General features: G+C 61.6%; 14 protein-coding genes. 5 read left to right on the top strand and 9 right to left on the bottom strand.

Annotation, left to right across the window (positions count from 1 at the left end):
* The first annotated feature begins 1 nt into the window (after position 1).
* The 4 genes from ATY29_RS15935 (at position 2) to bfr (ending at position 5,880) form a co-directional block, all read left to right on the top strand.
* The gene (locus ATY29_RS15935; protein ID WP_280176732.1) at positions 2-1,447 is read left to right on the top strand and encodes a Y-family DNA polymerase; all 1,446 of its coding nucleotides are present in this window, start codon (positions 2-4) and stop codon (positions 1,445-1,447) included.
* On the top strand, positions 1,444-4,908 hold the full coding sequence (locus ATY29_RS15940; protein ID WP_097536867.1) for an error-prone DNA polymerase: 3,465 nt from the start codon (positions 1,444-1,446) through the stop codon (positions 4,906-4,908). Before ATY29_RS15935 ends, ATY29_RS15940 begins: the two co-directional genes overlap by 4 nt.
* A gap of 122 nt (positions 4,909-5,030) precedes the next feature.
* Positions 5,031-5,429 carry a (2Fe-2S)-binding protein gene (locus ATY29_RS37700; protein ID WP_080687582.1) on the top strand — a complete coding sequence of 133 codons (399 nt, stop codon included), beginning with the start codon at positions 5,031-5,033 and terminating at the stop codon, positions 5,427-5,429.
* Positions 5,395-5,880, top strand: a complete 486-nt coding sequence (gene bfr, locus ATY29_RS15950) for a bacterioferritin (RefSeq protein ID WP_133118199.1) — start codon at positions 5,395-5,397, stop codon at positions 5,878-5,880. The genes ATY29_RS37700 and bfr overlap by 35 nt, the downstream gene beginning before the upstream one ends.
* An 85-nt stretch (positions 5,881-5,965) precedes the next feature.
* On the opposite strand, the gene ATY29_RS15955 is transcribed toward bfr, so the two are convergent.
* The 6 genes from ATY29_RS15955 to rsfS form a co-directional block, all read right to left on the bottom strand.
* Positions 5,966-6,499 carry an RNA pyrophosphohydrolase gene (locus ATY29_RS15955; protein WP_003567649.1) on the bottom strand — a complete coding sequence of 178 codons (534 nt, stop codon included), beginning with the start codon at positions 6,497-6,499 and terminating at the stop codon, positions 5,966-5,968.
* A gap of 37 nt (positions 6,500-6,536) precedes the next feature.
* Positions 6,537-7,730: a divergent polysaccharide deacetylase family protein gene (locus ATY29_RS15960; protein WP_097536869.1), complete on the bottom strand. Its 1,194-nt coding sequence runs from the start codon at positions 7,728-7,730 to the stop codon at positions 6,537-6,539.
* A gap of 77 nt (positions 7,731-7,807) precedes the next feature.
* Positions 7,808-9,130: a S41 family peptidase gene (locus tag ATY29_RS15965; RefSeq protein WP_003543943.1), complete on the bottom strand. Its 1,323-nt coding sequence runs from the start codon at positions 9,128-9,130 to the stop codon at positions 7,808-7,810.
* Complete coding sequence (locus ATY29_RS15970) at positions 9,120-10,520, bottom strand: murein hydrolase activator EnvC family protein (protein ID WP_097536886.1); 1,401 nt, start codon at positions 10,518-10,520, stop codon at positions 9,120-9,122. Before ATY29_RS15970 ends, ATY29_RS15965 begins: the two co-directional genes overlap by 11 nt.
* 148 nt (positions 10,521-10,668) lie before the next feature.
* On the bottom strand, positions 10,669-11,151 hold the full coding sequence (rlmH, locus tag ATY29_RS15975; protein ID WP_003567644.1) for a 23S rRNA (pseudouridine(1915)-N(3))-methyltransferase RlmH: 483 nt from the start codon (positions 11,149-11,151) through the stop codon (positions 10,669-10,671).
* Between the two features lie 116 nt (positions 11,152-11,267).
* Positions 11,268-11,711, bottom strand: a complete 444-nt coding sequence (gene rsfS, locus ATY29_RS15980) for a ribosome silencing factor (protein ID WP_003567643.1) — start codon at positions 11,709-11,711, stop codon at positions 11,268-11,270.
* Positions 11,712-11,920: 209 nt separating this feature from the next.
* Between rsfS and ATY29_RS15985 the strand changes: the two genes are divergently transcribed.
* Complete coding sequence (locus ATY29_RS15985) at positions 11,921-12,298, top strand: winged helix-turn-helix domain-containing protein (protein ID WP_003567641.1); 378 nt, start codon at positions 11,921-11,923, stop codon at positions 12,296-12,298.
* Here ATY29_RS15985 and modC read toward each other — a convergent pair whose 3' ends face one another.
* From modC to modA, 3 genes are all read right to left on the bottom strand, one after another.
* Positions 12,299-13,366: a molybdenum ABC transporter ATP-binding protein gene (gene modC / locus ATY29_RS15990; protein WP_097536870.1), complete on the bottom strand. Its 1,068-nt coding sequence runs from the start codon at positions 13,364-13,366 to the stop codon at positions 12,299-12,301.
* Positions 13,363-14,064: a molybdate ABC transporter permease subunit gene (gene modB, locus ATY29_RS15995; RefSeq protein WP_003567638.1), complete on the bottom strand. Its 702-nt coding sequence runs from the start codon at positions 14,062-14,064 to the stop codon at positions 13,363-13,365. The genes modC and modB overlap by 4 nt, the downstream gene beginning before the upstream one ends.
* Before the next feature lie 285 nt (positions 14,065-14,349).
* Complete coding sequence (gene modA / locus ATY29_RS16000) at positions 14,350-15,141, bottom strand: molybdate ABC transporter substrate-binding protein (RefSeq protein WP_025417363.1); 792 nt, start codon at positions 15,139-15,141, stop codon at positions 14,350-14,352.
* Between the last annotated feature and the right edge of the window lie 255 nt (positions 15,142-15,396).

Here is a 15,396-nt window from a genome sequence, read left to right on the forward strand (position 1 = left end):
TATCGTCTGTTCCGGCAAGCTCAACAATGCCATGCGGCTGACGGCCCTGGACGAATTGGCCGAGAGGCTGGGCCTGAAGAAGGAACAGGGCGTTGCCGAAGCGCGGGCCATGTACCCAACGCTCGAGGTCGCGGAAGAGGATCCGGCCGCCGACCGCCGGCTGCTGGAGGCCATTGCCGACTGGTGCGACCGTTATACGCCGCTGGTGGCCTTCGACGGCAAGGACGGCCTGTTTCTCGACATTAGCGGCTGCGCCCATCTCTTCGGCGGGGAAAAGGCGCTTCTCAAGGATGTGCTGTCGCGGCTTTTTTATATGGGGATTGATGCGCGCGGCGCCATCTCATCGTCGCCGGGCCTTTCCTGGGCCGCGTCGCGCTTCGGGCAAGGCGGGGTGATCGAAGACGAGGAGACGGAGCAGGTGCTGATGTCCCTGCCGGTTGCCGCCTTGCGGCTGGAAGCACAAACCGTCGATGCGCTGAAGAAGCTCGGCCTGAAATATGTCGGCGACGTCATCGATGCCCCGCGCGCGCCGCTGACCCGGCGGTTCGGCCCGGGACTGCTTCTGCGCCTCGACCAGGCGCTGGGACGCGAAGAGGAGCCGGTCTCGCCGCGGCGTCCGGTCGCCAGCCTCTCGGCCGAAAGCCGCCTGATCGAGCCCATCGGCACGGAAGAACAGATCCTTGCCGTCACCCGGCAGGTCGCCCTGTCGCTGCAGCCGTCGCTGGAAACACGGGGGATCGGTGGACGGGTGTTCGAACTGGTGCTGTTCCGCGTCGACGGCAGGGTCTTTCATATCTCCGTCGGCGCTTCGCAGCCGCTTCGCGAACCAAAGTTCATTGCCGGGCTTTTTTCCGAGCGATTGCAGGCGGTTTATGACGATCTCGACGCCGGCTATGGTTTCGAAATCCTGCGGTTGAATGTGCTGCGACATGATCCCTTCAACGCGGCCCAGGCGGATTTCGAGGGCGACCGCCAGGGAGAGATTTCGCTTTCGGCCTTCGTCGATCGGGTCTCGGCCCGGCTGGGTGCGGATTGCCTGCAAAGCTTCCAGCTGCGCGAGAGCCATGTGCCGGAACGCGCCGTCATAACCGTTCCGGTGATGGATCACCTTCCCAGGCGGAAGGCGGCGCAGGATATCCAGCCTCCTTTCCGCCAAGAGCGCCCGCTGCGGCTCTTTGCGACGCCGGAGCCGGTCGAGATCATGCTTGCCGAAGTGCCCGATGGTCCGCCGCAGATTTTCCGCTGGCGGCGCATGCAGCATCAGGTGGCAAGGAGTGAAGGGCCGGAACGGATTGTCATGGAATGGTGGATCGATGGGGATGACGCCGAGGCGCGCGATTATTTCCGCATCGAGGACGAGACCGGACATCGCTTCTGGATCTATCGTCGCGGTTTTTATGGTGGGGAATTCGACCCTCGCTGGTTCATGCACGGGGTATTTGCATGAAGAGCGAACCCGCATTTTTCGAGATCGGCGTGAGAACGAATTTTTCGTTTCTCGAAGGCGCCTCCAGTCCGGAAGAGATGGTGGTGCAGGCCGCGCATCTCAGGCTCGGCGGTCTCGGCATTGCGGATCGGAATTCCGTTGCCGGCGTGGTCAGGGCGCATGCCCAGGCGCTGCAGCTCGAGGAGAGATACAAGAACAGAGACGCGATCTTGGCCCAGGCGGAGAAGGACGGGAAAAGAGAAAAGATTGTCGATCCCATCCGGATTCAGCCGGGCGCCCGTCTGGTCTTTTGCGATGATACGCCTGACATGCTCGCCTACCCACGCAATCGGCGGGGCTGGGCAAATCTTTGCCGCCTGCTCAGCGCCGGCAATCTGAAGGAAGAAGCGGTCAAGGGAACATGCATCCTGACGGAAGCGGAGCTGATGGAATGGGGGGACGAGATGATGCTTGCCCTCGTTCCCCATCGCACTCTGATCGAAAGCCAGGCCGGGCAGTCGGCTCTGGAAGATTACCTCGGTAGGTTTCGCAGGCGGTTCCGCAAGGATTTTTTTATGGCGCTGGCGCCAGCCTATGACGGCCGCGACAGGCAGGTATTTGCGGTGCTTGCCATGCTTGCGGCACGCAATCGCGTGCCGCTGACTGCGACCAACCAGCCGCTTTACCATCATCCCGAGCGCCGGCCGCTTTCGGATGTGGTGATCGCGATCCGGGAGCATGTGGAGATAGCGCAAGCCGGATTCCTGCTGGCGCCGAATGCCGAACGTTATCTCAAGGATTCACGTGAAATGGCCCGGATCTTCCGAGACTATCCCGGTGCGATCCAAAATAGCCGGGCCTTCTTCGGCAAGCTCAGCTTTTCGCTGACGGAGCTGGAGCATAATTATCCGCCTGAGAACGATCCCGGCGAAACGCCGCAGCAGACGTTGGAAAGGCTGACGAGAACGGGAGCGGCAAAGCGCTATCCCGAGGGTATTCCGGCCAAGGTGGCAAAGCAGATCGATTATGAGCTGAAACTCATCGGCGAGAAGAAGTATGCCTCCTACTTCCTGACGGTTCACAGGATCATCCAGCACGCCCGTTATGAGCTCAAGGTCTTGTGCCAGGGGCGCGGATCGGCAGCAAATTCGGTTATCTGCTATTGCCTCGAAATAACGGAAGTCGATCCGCAAAAGAGCACGCTGCTCTTCGACCGCTTCATTTCGATGGATCGCGACGAGCCGCCTGACATTGATGTCGATTTCGAACATGACCGGCGTGAAGAGGTCATCCAGTACATTTATAAAACCTACACAAGGGAACATGCCGGGCTGACGGCGGGTGTGACCACCTACCGGACCCGTTCGGCCGGCCGCGAAGTCGCCAAGGCCTTCGGGCTGTCGGAAGATGTCCAGTCGGCGATCAGCAGCCTTGTCTGGGGCTGGTCGGAGGACAATCTCTCGGAACGGGATGCCAAGGCGGCCGGCCTCGATATCAAGGATCCGGTCACCAGGAACGTGCTGAAATATGCCTCCGAGCTTCTCGGCTTTCCCCGCCACCTCACCCAGCATGTCGGCGGCTTCGTCATCACGCGGGACCGACTCGATGAGGTGGTGCCGATCATGAAGACGGCGATGCCGGATCGTTACATGATCGAATGGGACAAGGACGATCTCGACAACGTCAAGATCCTCAAGGTGGATGTGCTGGCGCTCGGCATGCTGACCTGCCTGCGGAAGGGTTTCTCGCTGCTTGAACTGCATTACGGGGTGAAGAAGACGCTCGCCGATCTCGGCAACAGGGAGCATGGGGAGGAAGGCAAGCCGGTTTACGAGATGATGGGCCGGGCCGATACGCTCGGCGTCTTCCAGATCGAGAGCCGGGCGCAGATGAGCATGCTGCCGCGCCTCAAGCCGAAGCTGTTCTACGACCTCGTCATCGAGGTGGCGATCGTCCGGCCGGGACCGATCCAGGGCGATATGGTGCATCCCTATCTCAAGCGCCGGGAGCAGCGCGCCAAGAATATCCCGATCGAATATCCGAGCAAGGAGCTGGAAGCGGTTCTGGAAAGAACCCTCGGCGTCCCGCTGTTTCAGGAACAGGCGATGCAGATCGCCATCACTGCTGCGGGCTTCAAACCGGCGGAAGCCGACAAGCTTCGCAGAGCCATGGCGACATTCAAGAGAACCGGCACGATCGGCAATTTCGAGACGCGTTTCATAGAGGGAATGGTTTCAAAGGGTTATGCTCCGGAATTTGCGCAGCAATGTTTCAACCAGATCAAAGGTTTCGGTGAATATGGTTTCCCTGAAAGCCATGCCGCCTCCTTTGCGCTGCTCGTCTATGCCTCCTCATGGCTCAAAGCCTATTATCCCGACGTCTTCTGCGCGGCGATGCTGAATTCCCAACCGATGGGGTTTTATGCGCCGGCCCAACTGGTGCGGGATGCACGCGAGCACGGGGTCAAAATCCTGCCGGTCGACATCAACCAATCCGATTGGGATTGCAGTCTGGAAGAGGCCGCTTTCGATCCGAATGCCGTCGATTTCCGTCACCGTGAGATGCGCGGGATCATCAAGGCCCGGCACGCGGTGCGGCTCGGCTTTCGGCAGATCAAGGGCCTCTCGACAGACGAGATGGAACGGCTCGTCAGCAACCGCGGCGAAGGCTACAGCTCGGTGCGCGATCTCTGGCTGCGGTCCGGCCTGCAGAAATCCGTCATCGAGCGACTGGCGGATGCGGATGCGTTCCAATCGCTCAGATTATCACGGCGCGATGCGCTCTGGGCGGTGCGGGCGCTGGATGTGAAGAGCGCGGCCGAGGAGCTGCCGCTTTTCGAGCAGGCCCGTTATGTCGATCTCCAGGCCGAGCCGGCAACCAAGCTGCCGGAAATGCTGCCGGGAGAGCAGGTCATCGAGGACTATCGGTATCTCTCGCTGTCGCTGAAGGCCCATCCCGTCTCGTTCCTGCGCGAGGAGCTTCAAGGGATGGGTATCACGCGCAATGTCGATCTGTTGAAGGTCGCGAACGGGAAGAGGGTGACGATTGCCGGCCTCGTGCTGGTGCGCCAGCGGCCGGGTTCGGCCAAAGGGGTGATCTTCATGACGCTGGAGGACGAGACCGGCGTTGCCAATGCGATCGTCTGGAACAAGATATTCGACACATACCGTTCGGTTGTGATGGGCGCCCGGCTGGTGAAAATCCGCGGCCGGCTGCAAAGCCAGCACGGGGTGATCCATACCGTCGTCGAGCATATCGAGGACATGACGCCGGCGCTCGGGATCCTGCAACGCGAGGCCCGGCGCTTCGGGGTCTGCGAGCGGGCAGACGAAGTGCTGAGACCCGGTGGTGATCCGAGGCAGATAAAACTTGCGCAGGCGCAGGAGAGGGCGGAGCTGCCAAAACGGATGATTGCGACAGGCAGCAATTCCGGCGCGGCGGAGACGGCTGAGGTGATGCCGCGCGGACGCAACTTCCATTAAAATGCGTCGCACCGATCGGGATCCGGCGGCGCGCCTTCATTTGCCTTATGGCGTCATCACCCTGGAAGCACTGCATAATCTCGGAGGATAGGCATTGGATTGTCATTCGGACATCGCGTCCGATGATACGGGGCTCGAATTTTTTCTTGACAGCCACCATCTTCTTTAGCAGAAAACACGATAGTCAGTGTCATGTTTGGAATGAAGACGTGCTTGTCTGCAGCTGCAATTATATAACCGACAAGGAAATCCGGGAGGTTATCACCAACCTTCTCGATGAGGACTGTTGGCAGCTTATCGTGCCGGCGAAGGTCTACCACGCCATGGAAAAGCGCGGCCGTTGCTGTGGCTGTTTCCCCAACGTCGTCGACATCATTATCCAGACGACCGAGGAATATCACGCCCGTCGCCACTCGACGGAGACGGAAATATTTGATTTCATGTCCCGCTTGAAACAATTCCATGAGGAAAACAGGAGAGCGGACATTGAAAGGCGACAAAAAAGTCATCGAGCGGCTTAACGAGGCGCTGTTCCTCGAGCTCGGGGCGGTCAATCAATATTGGGTTCATTATCGGCTTCTTGAAGACTGGGGCTACACCAAGCTCGCCAAGAAGGAGCGCGCCGAATCGATCGAAGAGATGCACCATGCCGACCGGCTGGTTGCGCGCATCATTTTCCTTGAAGGCCATCCCAATCTGCAGACCCTTGCACCTCTGCGCATCGGCCAGAACGTCAAGGAAGTGCTGGAAGCCGATCTTGCCGGCGAATACGATGCCCGTGCTGCCTACAAGAAGTCGCGCGATATTTGTCACGAAGCCGGCGATTACGTTTCCATGAAGCTTTTCGAAGAGCTGCTGATGGATGAGGAAGGCCATATCAACTTCCTCGAAACGCAGCTCGAGCTGCTTGGCAAAATCGGCGAAAGCAAATACGGCCAGCTCAACGCCGATTCCGCCAACGAAGCCGAATAATATTCGAACGAGAAACCGGCCGTCCTGAGCGGCCGGTAGTCCCGCCGCTTGCTGCCGAGCGCAAGCGAGGCATTATCCCGGGATTTCAGTCTTCCGATTGCAGTGCTGCCAGATGCTCGAATTCGGCAACCACCTGGTCGTAGACGGCGCGCTTGAAGGGAACGATCAGGCCCGGCAGTTCCTGCATCGGCTTCCATTCCCAGGCATCGAATTCCGGCTCGTGGCCGCCGGGCGGCGGGTTGATGGCGATCTCGCTGTCGTCGCCCTCGAAGCGGAAGGCGAACCAGCGCTGCGTCTGGCCGCGGAATTTTCCTCTCAGCCCGATGCCGATCAGCGCCGGCGGCAGATCATAATTGATCCAGTCTCTCGCTTCGGCAAGCAGGGTCACCGTCTTGATGCCGGTCTCCTCGTAGAGTTCGCGGTAAGCGGCATCCAACGGATCCTCGCCCTTATCGATGCCGCCCTGCGGCATCTGCCACTGGTGCGGCGAGCCGTCATATTCCGAATTGCCGTCGGGGATGCGCCGCCCGGCCCAGACCAGGCCATCGCGGTTCAGGATCATCACCCCGACGCAGGGGCGGTAGGGCAGATCCTCGGCTTTTACGGTCGCCTGGCTCATCGTCTTCTCCGTTCAGCACTCTTTTCCCGAATTGCTCTCAAGGGTTCCGGGGGTCGTTGGAAAGGGCGGCGACGCCGACGATCTCGATGCCGCGCATCGCCGCCTCCTCGCTCCATTTGGCGATGGCGTCGACACTTTCATCGAAAGCCGAGGCGACGCCGATCGCCTGGCCGTTCTTGCGGGCGATGCGCTCGAGCTCATCAAGCTTCTTCAGGACGGCGTTGATATCGAGCTGGCCGTCGAGCTGCAGGTCGGCGAAGGCGTAGGGCATTTCGGTTCCCTTGGCGACAACAGCCGTCTTCGACTGCGCCGACGTGCCGTCGTCGAGGAAGAGCAGGCCGCGCTTGCCGATATCGCGCATGACAGGCTCCATCGCGTTGGAGTCCGAGAGGAAACGGCCGCCGAGATAATTCATGATGCCGGTATAATTGGTGATTTCGCCCATCGCCTTGTGAAGGTTCTCGATATTGCGGGCGACCGGCTTGGTGGTCAGCAACGTCTCAGGGCCGGGATCATTTGCCGGGTAATCAAATGGCTCGAGCGGCACCTGCAGCAGAATCTCGTGGCCGCCGCGGCGGGCCTCCTGCATCCAGCGCTGCAGGCTGTTGCCGCTTGCGGCAAAGGCGAGGGTAATTTCCTCCGGCAATTCAGCGATGGCGCGCTGCGTTCCGGTCTGGCTGAGCCCGAGGCCGCTGACGACGATGGCGATGCGCACGCCGCGCGCGCCGGACGAGGGGCGGGCATATTGATCCATTGGCCGCCGGCCATCCGGACCGACGATCGGCAGCCTGCCGAAAGGCGTATCTTCGAGCAGCGTTTCATTCGGCTGTGCCGCCATGCGCGGATCCTGGCCGACCTGCATGGCATCGACCAGGACCGGTCCGCTGCCGTCGCGTGGGCGCGGACTGAATTTGGTGACGACCGAGCCATCGCCGGTGACCATCTGTTCGACATTGGCGCCCGAGCGCGGTTCGGCGCGTGGCATGCCGTCCGGCGCCCGATTGGCAGTTGTCGTCGATGGCTGAGTTGTATCGGAGGGCTTTGCGGCCTGCTCGGCCGCCGGCGGTTTGGTGCGTTCGAGCCCATCGCCGCGAAACGCCGTATAGAGCGAAAAGCCGCCTATCGCGAAAAGACAAAGACTGGCGGCGATGCGGCCAAGGCGCAAAAAACCTGGACGCTTGCGGCCGGTTTTGCGGTTGCGGCCCAGAGGCGTATGCAGGTCCGTTCCCAATTTTTCGCCCGCTCCAAAACCGGGAAACCGCAGAAAGGGTCAAGGCCGGGCGATATGCCCGGCCTTGAGATGATGCATTACTTGGCGACGACGGCCTTATCCGGGTTCGGCGGGAAGGCCGGATCGGTCTTCTTGCCGCGCAGCAGATCGAGCGCGTAGTTGAGCTGAACGTCGTCCTTCGGGTCCGGCGGCACATAGGCAACGGAGCCGGAACCTTCGTCGGTCTCGCTCTGGCCCTTGATATGGCCGCGCAGGCTGGATTCGCCTTCGGTCACCATCTTGCCCTGCAGTTCCTCCGGCAGCGGCTCCTCGACCTTGATGTCGGGGGTGATGCCGGTGCCCTGGATCGAGCGACCGGACGGCGTGTAGTAGAGCGCCGTGGTCAGGCGCAGCGCGCCGTTTTCGCCGAGCGGGATGATCGTCTGGACCGAACCCTTGCCGAAGGAGCGCGTGCCGAGAACGGTGGCGCGGCGCAGATCCTGAAGAGCGCCGGCGACGATTTCCGATGCGGAAGCCGAACCGCCATTGATCAGCACGATAACCGGCTTGCCATCCGTCAGGTCGCCCGGGCCGGCATTGAAGCGGCGGGTTTCATCGGGATTGCGGCCGCGGGTCGAAACCACTTCGCCGCGCTGCAGCAGCGCATCGGAGACGTTAATCGCCTGGTCGAGCAGACCGCCGGGGTTGAGGCGCAGGTCGAGGACATAACCCTTCAGCTTGTCGGCCGGAACGGTGTCCTTGATCTTCTTGATCGCCTTTTCCATGTCGGGATAGGTCTTCTCGGTGAAGGAAATGATGCGGAGATAACCGACATCGTCCTCGACACGCGACTTGACGGCCTGGACGGCGACGACGTCGCGGACGATCGTCAGCTCGATCGGCTTGTCGGCACCCTTGCGGATCAGCGTCAGCTTGATCGGCGTGTTGACGGCGCCGCGCATCTTCTCGACGGCGTCTTCCAGCTTCAGGCCACGCACGGACTGGCCGTCGATCTCGGAGATATAGTCGCCGGCAAGAACGCCGGCCTTGGCGGCGGGCGTATCGTCGATCGGGGTGATGACCTTGACGAGCTCGTCTTCCATCGTGACTTCGATGCCGAGACCGCCGAACTCACCCTTGGTCTGGGTGCGCATGTCTTCGGCGTCTTTCGCATTCATGTAGCTCGAATGCGGGTCGAGCGAGGAGAGCATGCCGTTGATGGCGTTCTCGATCAGCTTGTCTTCGGCAGGCGGCGTCACATACTGGGCGCGCACACGCTCGAAGACATCGCCGAACACCGAGAGTTCCTTGTATGTCGAGGATCCGGCCGCTTCCGCCGGCACACCCGCCGAGTAAATGACGCTCATGGCGGTCGCACCCATCAATGCGCCGACCAGAACAAGAGAAGCCCTACGAATCATTGCGTGCCTTTCCAGTGTCTTTGGCGGTCCACCATGGTCGGGAATCGACCGGTTTACCGTCCTTTCGAAATTCAATGTAAAGCGTTGGCCGGTCCGTTTCCAGCGCCAATGCAGTTGCGCTTGCCACTCTTTTCGCGCCCATCACGGCGAGCGGCTCGCCGGAGAAAACGAATTTTCCCTGACGGGTATTGATCGTATCCATTCCCGAGAGAACCAGGTGGTAGCCGTCGCCGGTGTCGAGGATGATCATCTGGCCGTAACTGCGGAAAGCGCCGGCGAAAACCACCAGGCCATCGGCCGGCGCCGTCACCACGGTTTCCGGATTGGTGGCGACCGTCATGCCCATGGCTTCGTGCCCGGTACCGTCGGCATCGCCGAACTGGCGCAGGATATCGCCCGCAACGGGCACCTCCAATTTCGCCTTCAATTCTCCGAACGGATATGCGGGGGCAATGCGGTTTTTATCGGGCACACCGCTGTCGGCCAGGGCCTTGGCCTGGGCGCGCTGCTCGTCGGTCATCAGCTTGCGGTTTTCCTCCGCCTGGCGGGCGGCTGCGGCGGCATCCCGCACCGAAGCGATCTCGGATTCCATCGAGGCAACGAGGCCCTCAAGGCTGGTCGCCTTGCCGGCCAGTTCCTCGGAGCGCTTTTTCTCGGCCGTGAGATCAGCGGCATTGCTGCGGCTGAGCTTGTCGTTTTCGGCAAGCAGCAGATCCATGCGCCGCTCTTCCTCGATCCCGTTCGTCATCGTCGCTGTCAGGTCGGCCTTCGCGGCAGCGCTGGCGGTCTGCAATGCGGCGAGGCTTGCAAGGTCGGCGGCAAGCTTGTCGGTCTCCTTGCGGATGCCCGGCACGACGGCGCCGAGCAGGATGGCGCTGCGCACCGAGGCGAGCGCATCATCGGGGGTGACCAGCAAAGCGGGCGGCGGGTTGCGACCCATGCGCTGGAGAGCTGCCAGCACCTCGGCCAAAAGGCCACGGCGTTCGTGCAGCGAACGGCGGATGCCATCCTGCTTGACGCCGAGATCGGCAAGCTTCTTCTCGCTTTCGAGGATCTGCTTCTCGAGCCCCTTGCGGCGGGCGGCGGAATCGATCAGCGCCTGGCGGATGCTTTGCGTGCTCTTTTCCAGATCGGCGATGCTTTGCTGGAGTTCGCTCACCTTGTCGGAGGAAAGACTTATGGTTTTCGACAGGGTTTCGAGTTCGGCACGGGTCTGGTCGCGTTTGGCGGTGAGTTCGGCGGCCGGATCGGGCGGCGGCCCGGCTGCCGGCTGGGGCGCGGATTGCGCCGACGCTTCCGGGGCTGCATCCTGCGCCCGGACGATGAAGGGATTTGCCGCCACGACGATGACCGCGACACCAAAACCGGCCGCAATAGCCGGCAGGATCATGCGGTGTCGCTTGGTTGCTGTTGTCGTCATGCGGGTCTGGGCACTCTTTCAAATCTCGCGGAGCCTAAGCTGATTTGGCACGCTTTGCCAGAAAGTTCGAAGCAGAATGGTCCGGCGGCTCAACACGGCTGCGTGACAATGCGACGCATCAGACGCGGTGATAGGGGTGGCCGGACAGGATGGTGACGGCGCGATAAAGTTGTTCGGCGATCAGCGTGCGGACGAGCTGATGCGGCCAGGTCATTTTGCCCAGGCACAGCGTGGCGTCGGCACGGTCGTAGAGGGAAGGATCGAGGCCGTCGGCGCCGCCGATGGCGATGGTCAGGTCGCGTTTACCCTGGTCGCGATAGGAGCCCAGCAGGTTGGCGAAGGCTTCGCTGTCGAGCCCCTTGCCGCGTTCATCGAGAAGAATGAGGATGCTGCCATCGGCAAGCGATTTCAACAGCAGTGCCGCCTCCTCGCGTTTGCGGGTTTCCGCGTTGGAGGCGCGGCTTTCGGCGACTTCGGCAACACGGGTAAATTCGAGGCCGACGGCAGGACCGGCCTTGGCGAAACGGTCGAAATAACGGGCCGCAAGATCCTTTTCGGGGCCGGACTTCAGCCGTCCCACCGCAAAAAGACCAACTCGCATGCATCCGCTCCTTGCTGATGCGGCACGTCGGGCGCACGAGGCGCCGCCGGCCGGTTTCTCATGTTTCCGGCCAGCCAATGCCACATTTCAAGCGCCGGACAAATGCCGGCCGCCTGTCAGTGCCGTGTTTCTTCATCCATATCCGGAGCCGCCCACATCTTTTCGATGTTGTAGAACTCGCGGATTTCCGGGCGGAACACGTGCACGATAATGTCACCGGTGTCGATCAGGACCCAATCGCCGCCTTCCTGACCTTCAACGCGGGCCGTGCCGAGGCCGTCGTCCTTAAGGTCGGTCAGCAGATGATCCGAGATTGCCATGACATGCCTGTTCGAGCGGCCGGAGACGACGATCATGTAGTCTCCCAGCGCCGATTTTCCGGCAATGTCGATGGTGACGATATCTTCAGCTTTGGAGTCCTCGAGGCTGGCGAGGACGGTTTCTAGGGCGCGGGCGGCGGCATCGGCGCCACGTTCCGCACTCTTCGGGATAACGGCGAACGTTTTTCCCTTGGCGTGTACTGTTGTCAGTTTATTCCCTTTCCTGGAGTGACAAACCATGCACAACACGAGATCCGATCGAGACCGGATCATGGTTAAGATAGGCATCAAACCATTAATGTTTCAAGACGTGCTAAGATACAGATCGAGCAAAAAACCGATCCGGCGTCCGAATTGAAGAATATTGCCACGCGGGCTGCTTGTGCGGGCGGTGTACAGTTTCCATGCCGCAGCGTAAAGTGCGGCAAATTCCACGATCTCCGGATTCGATGACCGACTCAGCCGCAAAAACCCTCGTGCCCGTCCTGCGAATCAGCTTCCCGGACGAGGATCGGCTCGGCCATGGCAAGATGGAACTGCTGGAACATATCCGCGCGACCGGATCGATCTCGGCGGCGGGGCGGGCGATGGACATGTCCTATCGGCGCGCATGGCTGCTGGTCAGCGAGATGAACCGGATGTTCTCAGAACAGGTAGTGGAATCGCAGCGTGGCGGCCAGAAGGGCGGCGGCGCGGCGCTGACGCCGTTCGGCGAGGAATTGCTCGAGCGTTTCCGCCGGATGGAAAAGACGATGCGCACGAGCCTTTCCGAAGATCTCGCCTGGCTTGAGGCCAAGCGCCACCTGAAGTCCGGCGAGCGCGGCTGATCAGGCCTCGAGGGCAACCGTCTTGATGACGGCGAAGACGGTCTTGCCGGGCCGAAGATCGAGGCGTTCGCAGGACAGCGCGGTGATGCGCGAAAGAATGGCGTCGCCGCCGCAATCGAGCCGGATTTCCACGGTTCCGTCCTCGCTAGGGGACATCTGTTCTATCCTTGCTTCCAGGATATTCAGCGCGCTGAGGCCCTCGGGCCTTGTTGTCGCCAGCATGACGTCGCGGGAGGGAACGCGGATGCGCACCGGTTTGCCCGGCGTTAGGGCCGCGCCGGGGATATGCAGCTGGCAGGATTTCAGTGCGACGGTCGACAGCCGGTGAAGCGCGTCGAAGCTTTCGACCGTGCCCTCGAGCAGTGAGCCCGCCTCTTTCCGGTCGGCCGCCGCTGAGGGGCGGCTCAATATGTCGACGGCCGGGCCTGTCGCTTCCACTTTGCCGTCGCTGAGGACGACCACCTGGTTTGCCAGCCGCGCTACCTCGGTGATCGAATGGCTGACATAGACGATCGGAATGTCCGTCTCGTCCCGCAATCGCTGGAGGTAAGGCAGGATCTCCGCCTTGCGCGCCGCGTCGAGGGCAGCGAGCGGCTCGTCCATCAACAGCAGCCGGGGTGCTGAGAGAAGGGCGCGGCCGATGGCGACGCGCTGCTTCTCGCCGCCGGACAGTTTTGCGGGGCTGCGCTCCAGCAACGGCTCGATGCCGAGCAGGTCGACGATGCGATCGAAGTTTTCGCCGCGTGCCGCTCTCGCCGCGAACCAGCGGCCATAGGAGAGATTGGCGCGGACGCTGAAATGCGGGAAGAGCCGGGCCTCCTGGAAGACATAACCGAAGCGGCGGCGATGTTTCGGGACGAAGGTGCCGGCTGCGGTTTCGGTCAAGGCTTCGCCGTCCAGAATAACGCGACCCTCGTCCGGGCGGGCGAGGCCAGCGATGATGCGGATCAGCGAGGTCTTGCCCGAGCCGGAGCGGCCGAACAGCGCGGTAACGCCGCGCTCCGAAGTGAAGGCGGCGTTGAGCGAAAAGGCGCCGAGCCGCTGTTTTGCTTCGACGATCAGCGTCATTCCGGATCGATCCTTTGGCCGGCGAGACGGGCGAGGAATTCGGAGGCGAGCAGGGCTGCCATGGAAATGATGATGGCGACGAGCGTCAGGCGTAGCGCGCCGGCATCGCCGCCCGGCACCTGGGTGAAGGTGTAAATCGCGGCCGACAGCGTCTGGGTTTCGCCTGGGATATTGGAGACGAAGGTGATCGTCGCGCCGAATTCCCCCATCGCCTTGGCGAAGGAAAGGATCATGCCGGTGATGATGCCGGGCAAGATCAGCGGCAGGGTAATCGTCAAAAAGACCCAGGCGGGACCGGCGCCGAGCGTTCCGGCCGCCTCTTCCAGCTTGCGGTCGACCGCCTCGATCGACAGGCGGATGCTGCGCACCATCAGCGGGAAGGCCATGACGGCACAGGCAAGCGCCGCGCCCGTCCAGCGGAAAGAAAGGACGATGCCGAGATACTGGTCGAGCAGACTGCCGATCGGACCGCGGCGGCCGAACAGGATGAGGAGAAGGAAACCGGTGACGACGGGAGGCAGGATCAGCGGCAGATGAACGATGCCGTTCAGCACCGACTTGCCCCAGAAGCGGCCGCGGGCCAGCAGCAAAGCGACGAGAATGCCGAAGGGCAGGCTCGCCAGCATGGCGACGATCGAGACGCGCAGGCTGAGCAGGATCGCCGTCCATTCCTCGTCGCTCAGGCCGAATATATTCAAATGCGGTGTCTCCCTTGAAATCCAAGGCATGTTGAGGCGAGCCGAGACCAGCCCCTCATCCGCCTGCCGGCACCTTCTCCCCGCTCGCGGGGCGAAGGGGTGTGTCGCGGCCTCTCGGTTCCCGGCTCATGTCTGGTATGGCACGTCCCCTCGCCCCGTTTACGGGGGGAGGGTTAGGGTGAGGGGCAGCTATCGGCACGAACCAGATGACTATCTGCGGCTCGTCTTAGTGAGCCTTGACGCTAAGCTGTCGCCCCTGATTCCGCAATCATCTCAACGTCTCAATCACTTCAGAATGGTAAACCCCTGTGCCGTGAAATAGGCGGCTGCCTTGTCGGATTTCAGGAAGTCGAGATAGGCTGCGGCATCCGGGTTCTTGCTTTCGGCGAGAATTGCGATGGGATAGATGATCGGCGGATGGGAATCGGCCGGGAAGGTACCGACGATGGCGACACCTTTGTCGGCGGCGGCATCCGTCTGGTAGACGATGCCATAGGGGGCTTCGCCGCGGGAGACGAGAGCCAAGGCGGCGCGGACGCTTTCGGCGCCGGCGACCTTGGTTTCCACCGATTTCCAGACGCCGAGTTTTTCCAGCGCAGCCATGCCGTATTTGCCGGCCGGAACCGATTTCGGTTCACCCATGGCCAGCCTGCCGTCACCCAAAAGCGCGGCAAGATCGAAGTCCTGCTTGATCTCGACCGGCTTGGCCTTGTCCTTTTCGGCAACGAGCACGATCCGGTTTCCAAGCAGGTTCGAACGGCTACCGGCCTTGATCAGGTTCTTCTTGGCGACGTAATCCATCCAGTCGCGGTCGGCGGAGATGAAAATATCGGCGGGGGCCGCGTTTTCGATCTGCTTGGCCAGCGCGCCACTTGCCGCATAGGAGGCGACGGCTTCCTTGCCGTTTTCCCTAGTCCAGGCGGCATTGGCGGCATCAAGCGCATCCTTGAGGCTCGCCGCCGCAAAGACGGTGAGCTTTTCGGCCGCGGCGGCCGGCGCTGCAAACGCCGCCGCGCCAAGCCACAGGGCCGATATCGCGGCGGTTGCCAGTTTCATCCATCGGTGGCGATTCTGCATGATTCACTTCCCCAAGGATCGAAATATTGCCACGAATATAACGGGTGGTGCGGTTTGGCTAGGGATATATCTGGAAAAATATGACGGTGTGTTTCACGCAATGTCGATGCGCATGGCTTGGATTTGAAATAGGATTTTCTTGGGTGGAAATACCCGGCGGGCATTCTGCAGAGCGCAAGGCTCGCGGCGCCGTCGCCACCGCGACGATTATCTGCTGATAAAAACGCCACTTCCGGCGCCATTCTCCCGGATAGG

This window comes from Rhizobium hidalgonense (genome assembly GCF_002914525.1).
Taxonomy (GTDB): domain Bacteria; phylum Pseudomonadota; class Alphaproteobacteria; order Rhizobiales; family Rhizobiaceae; genus Rhizobium; species Rhizobium hidalgonense.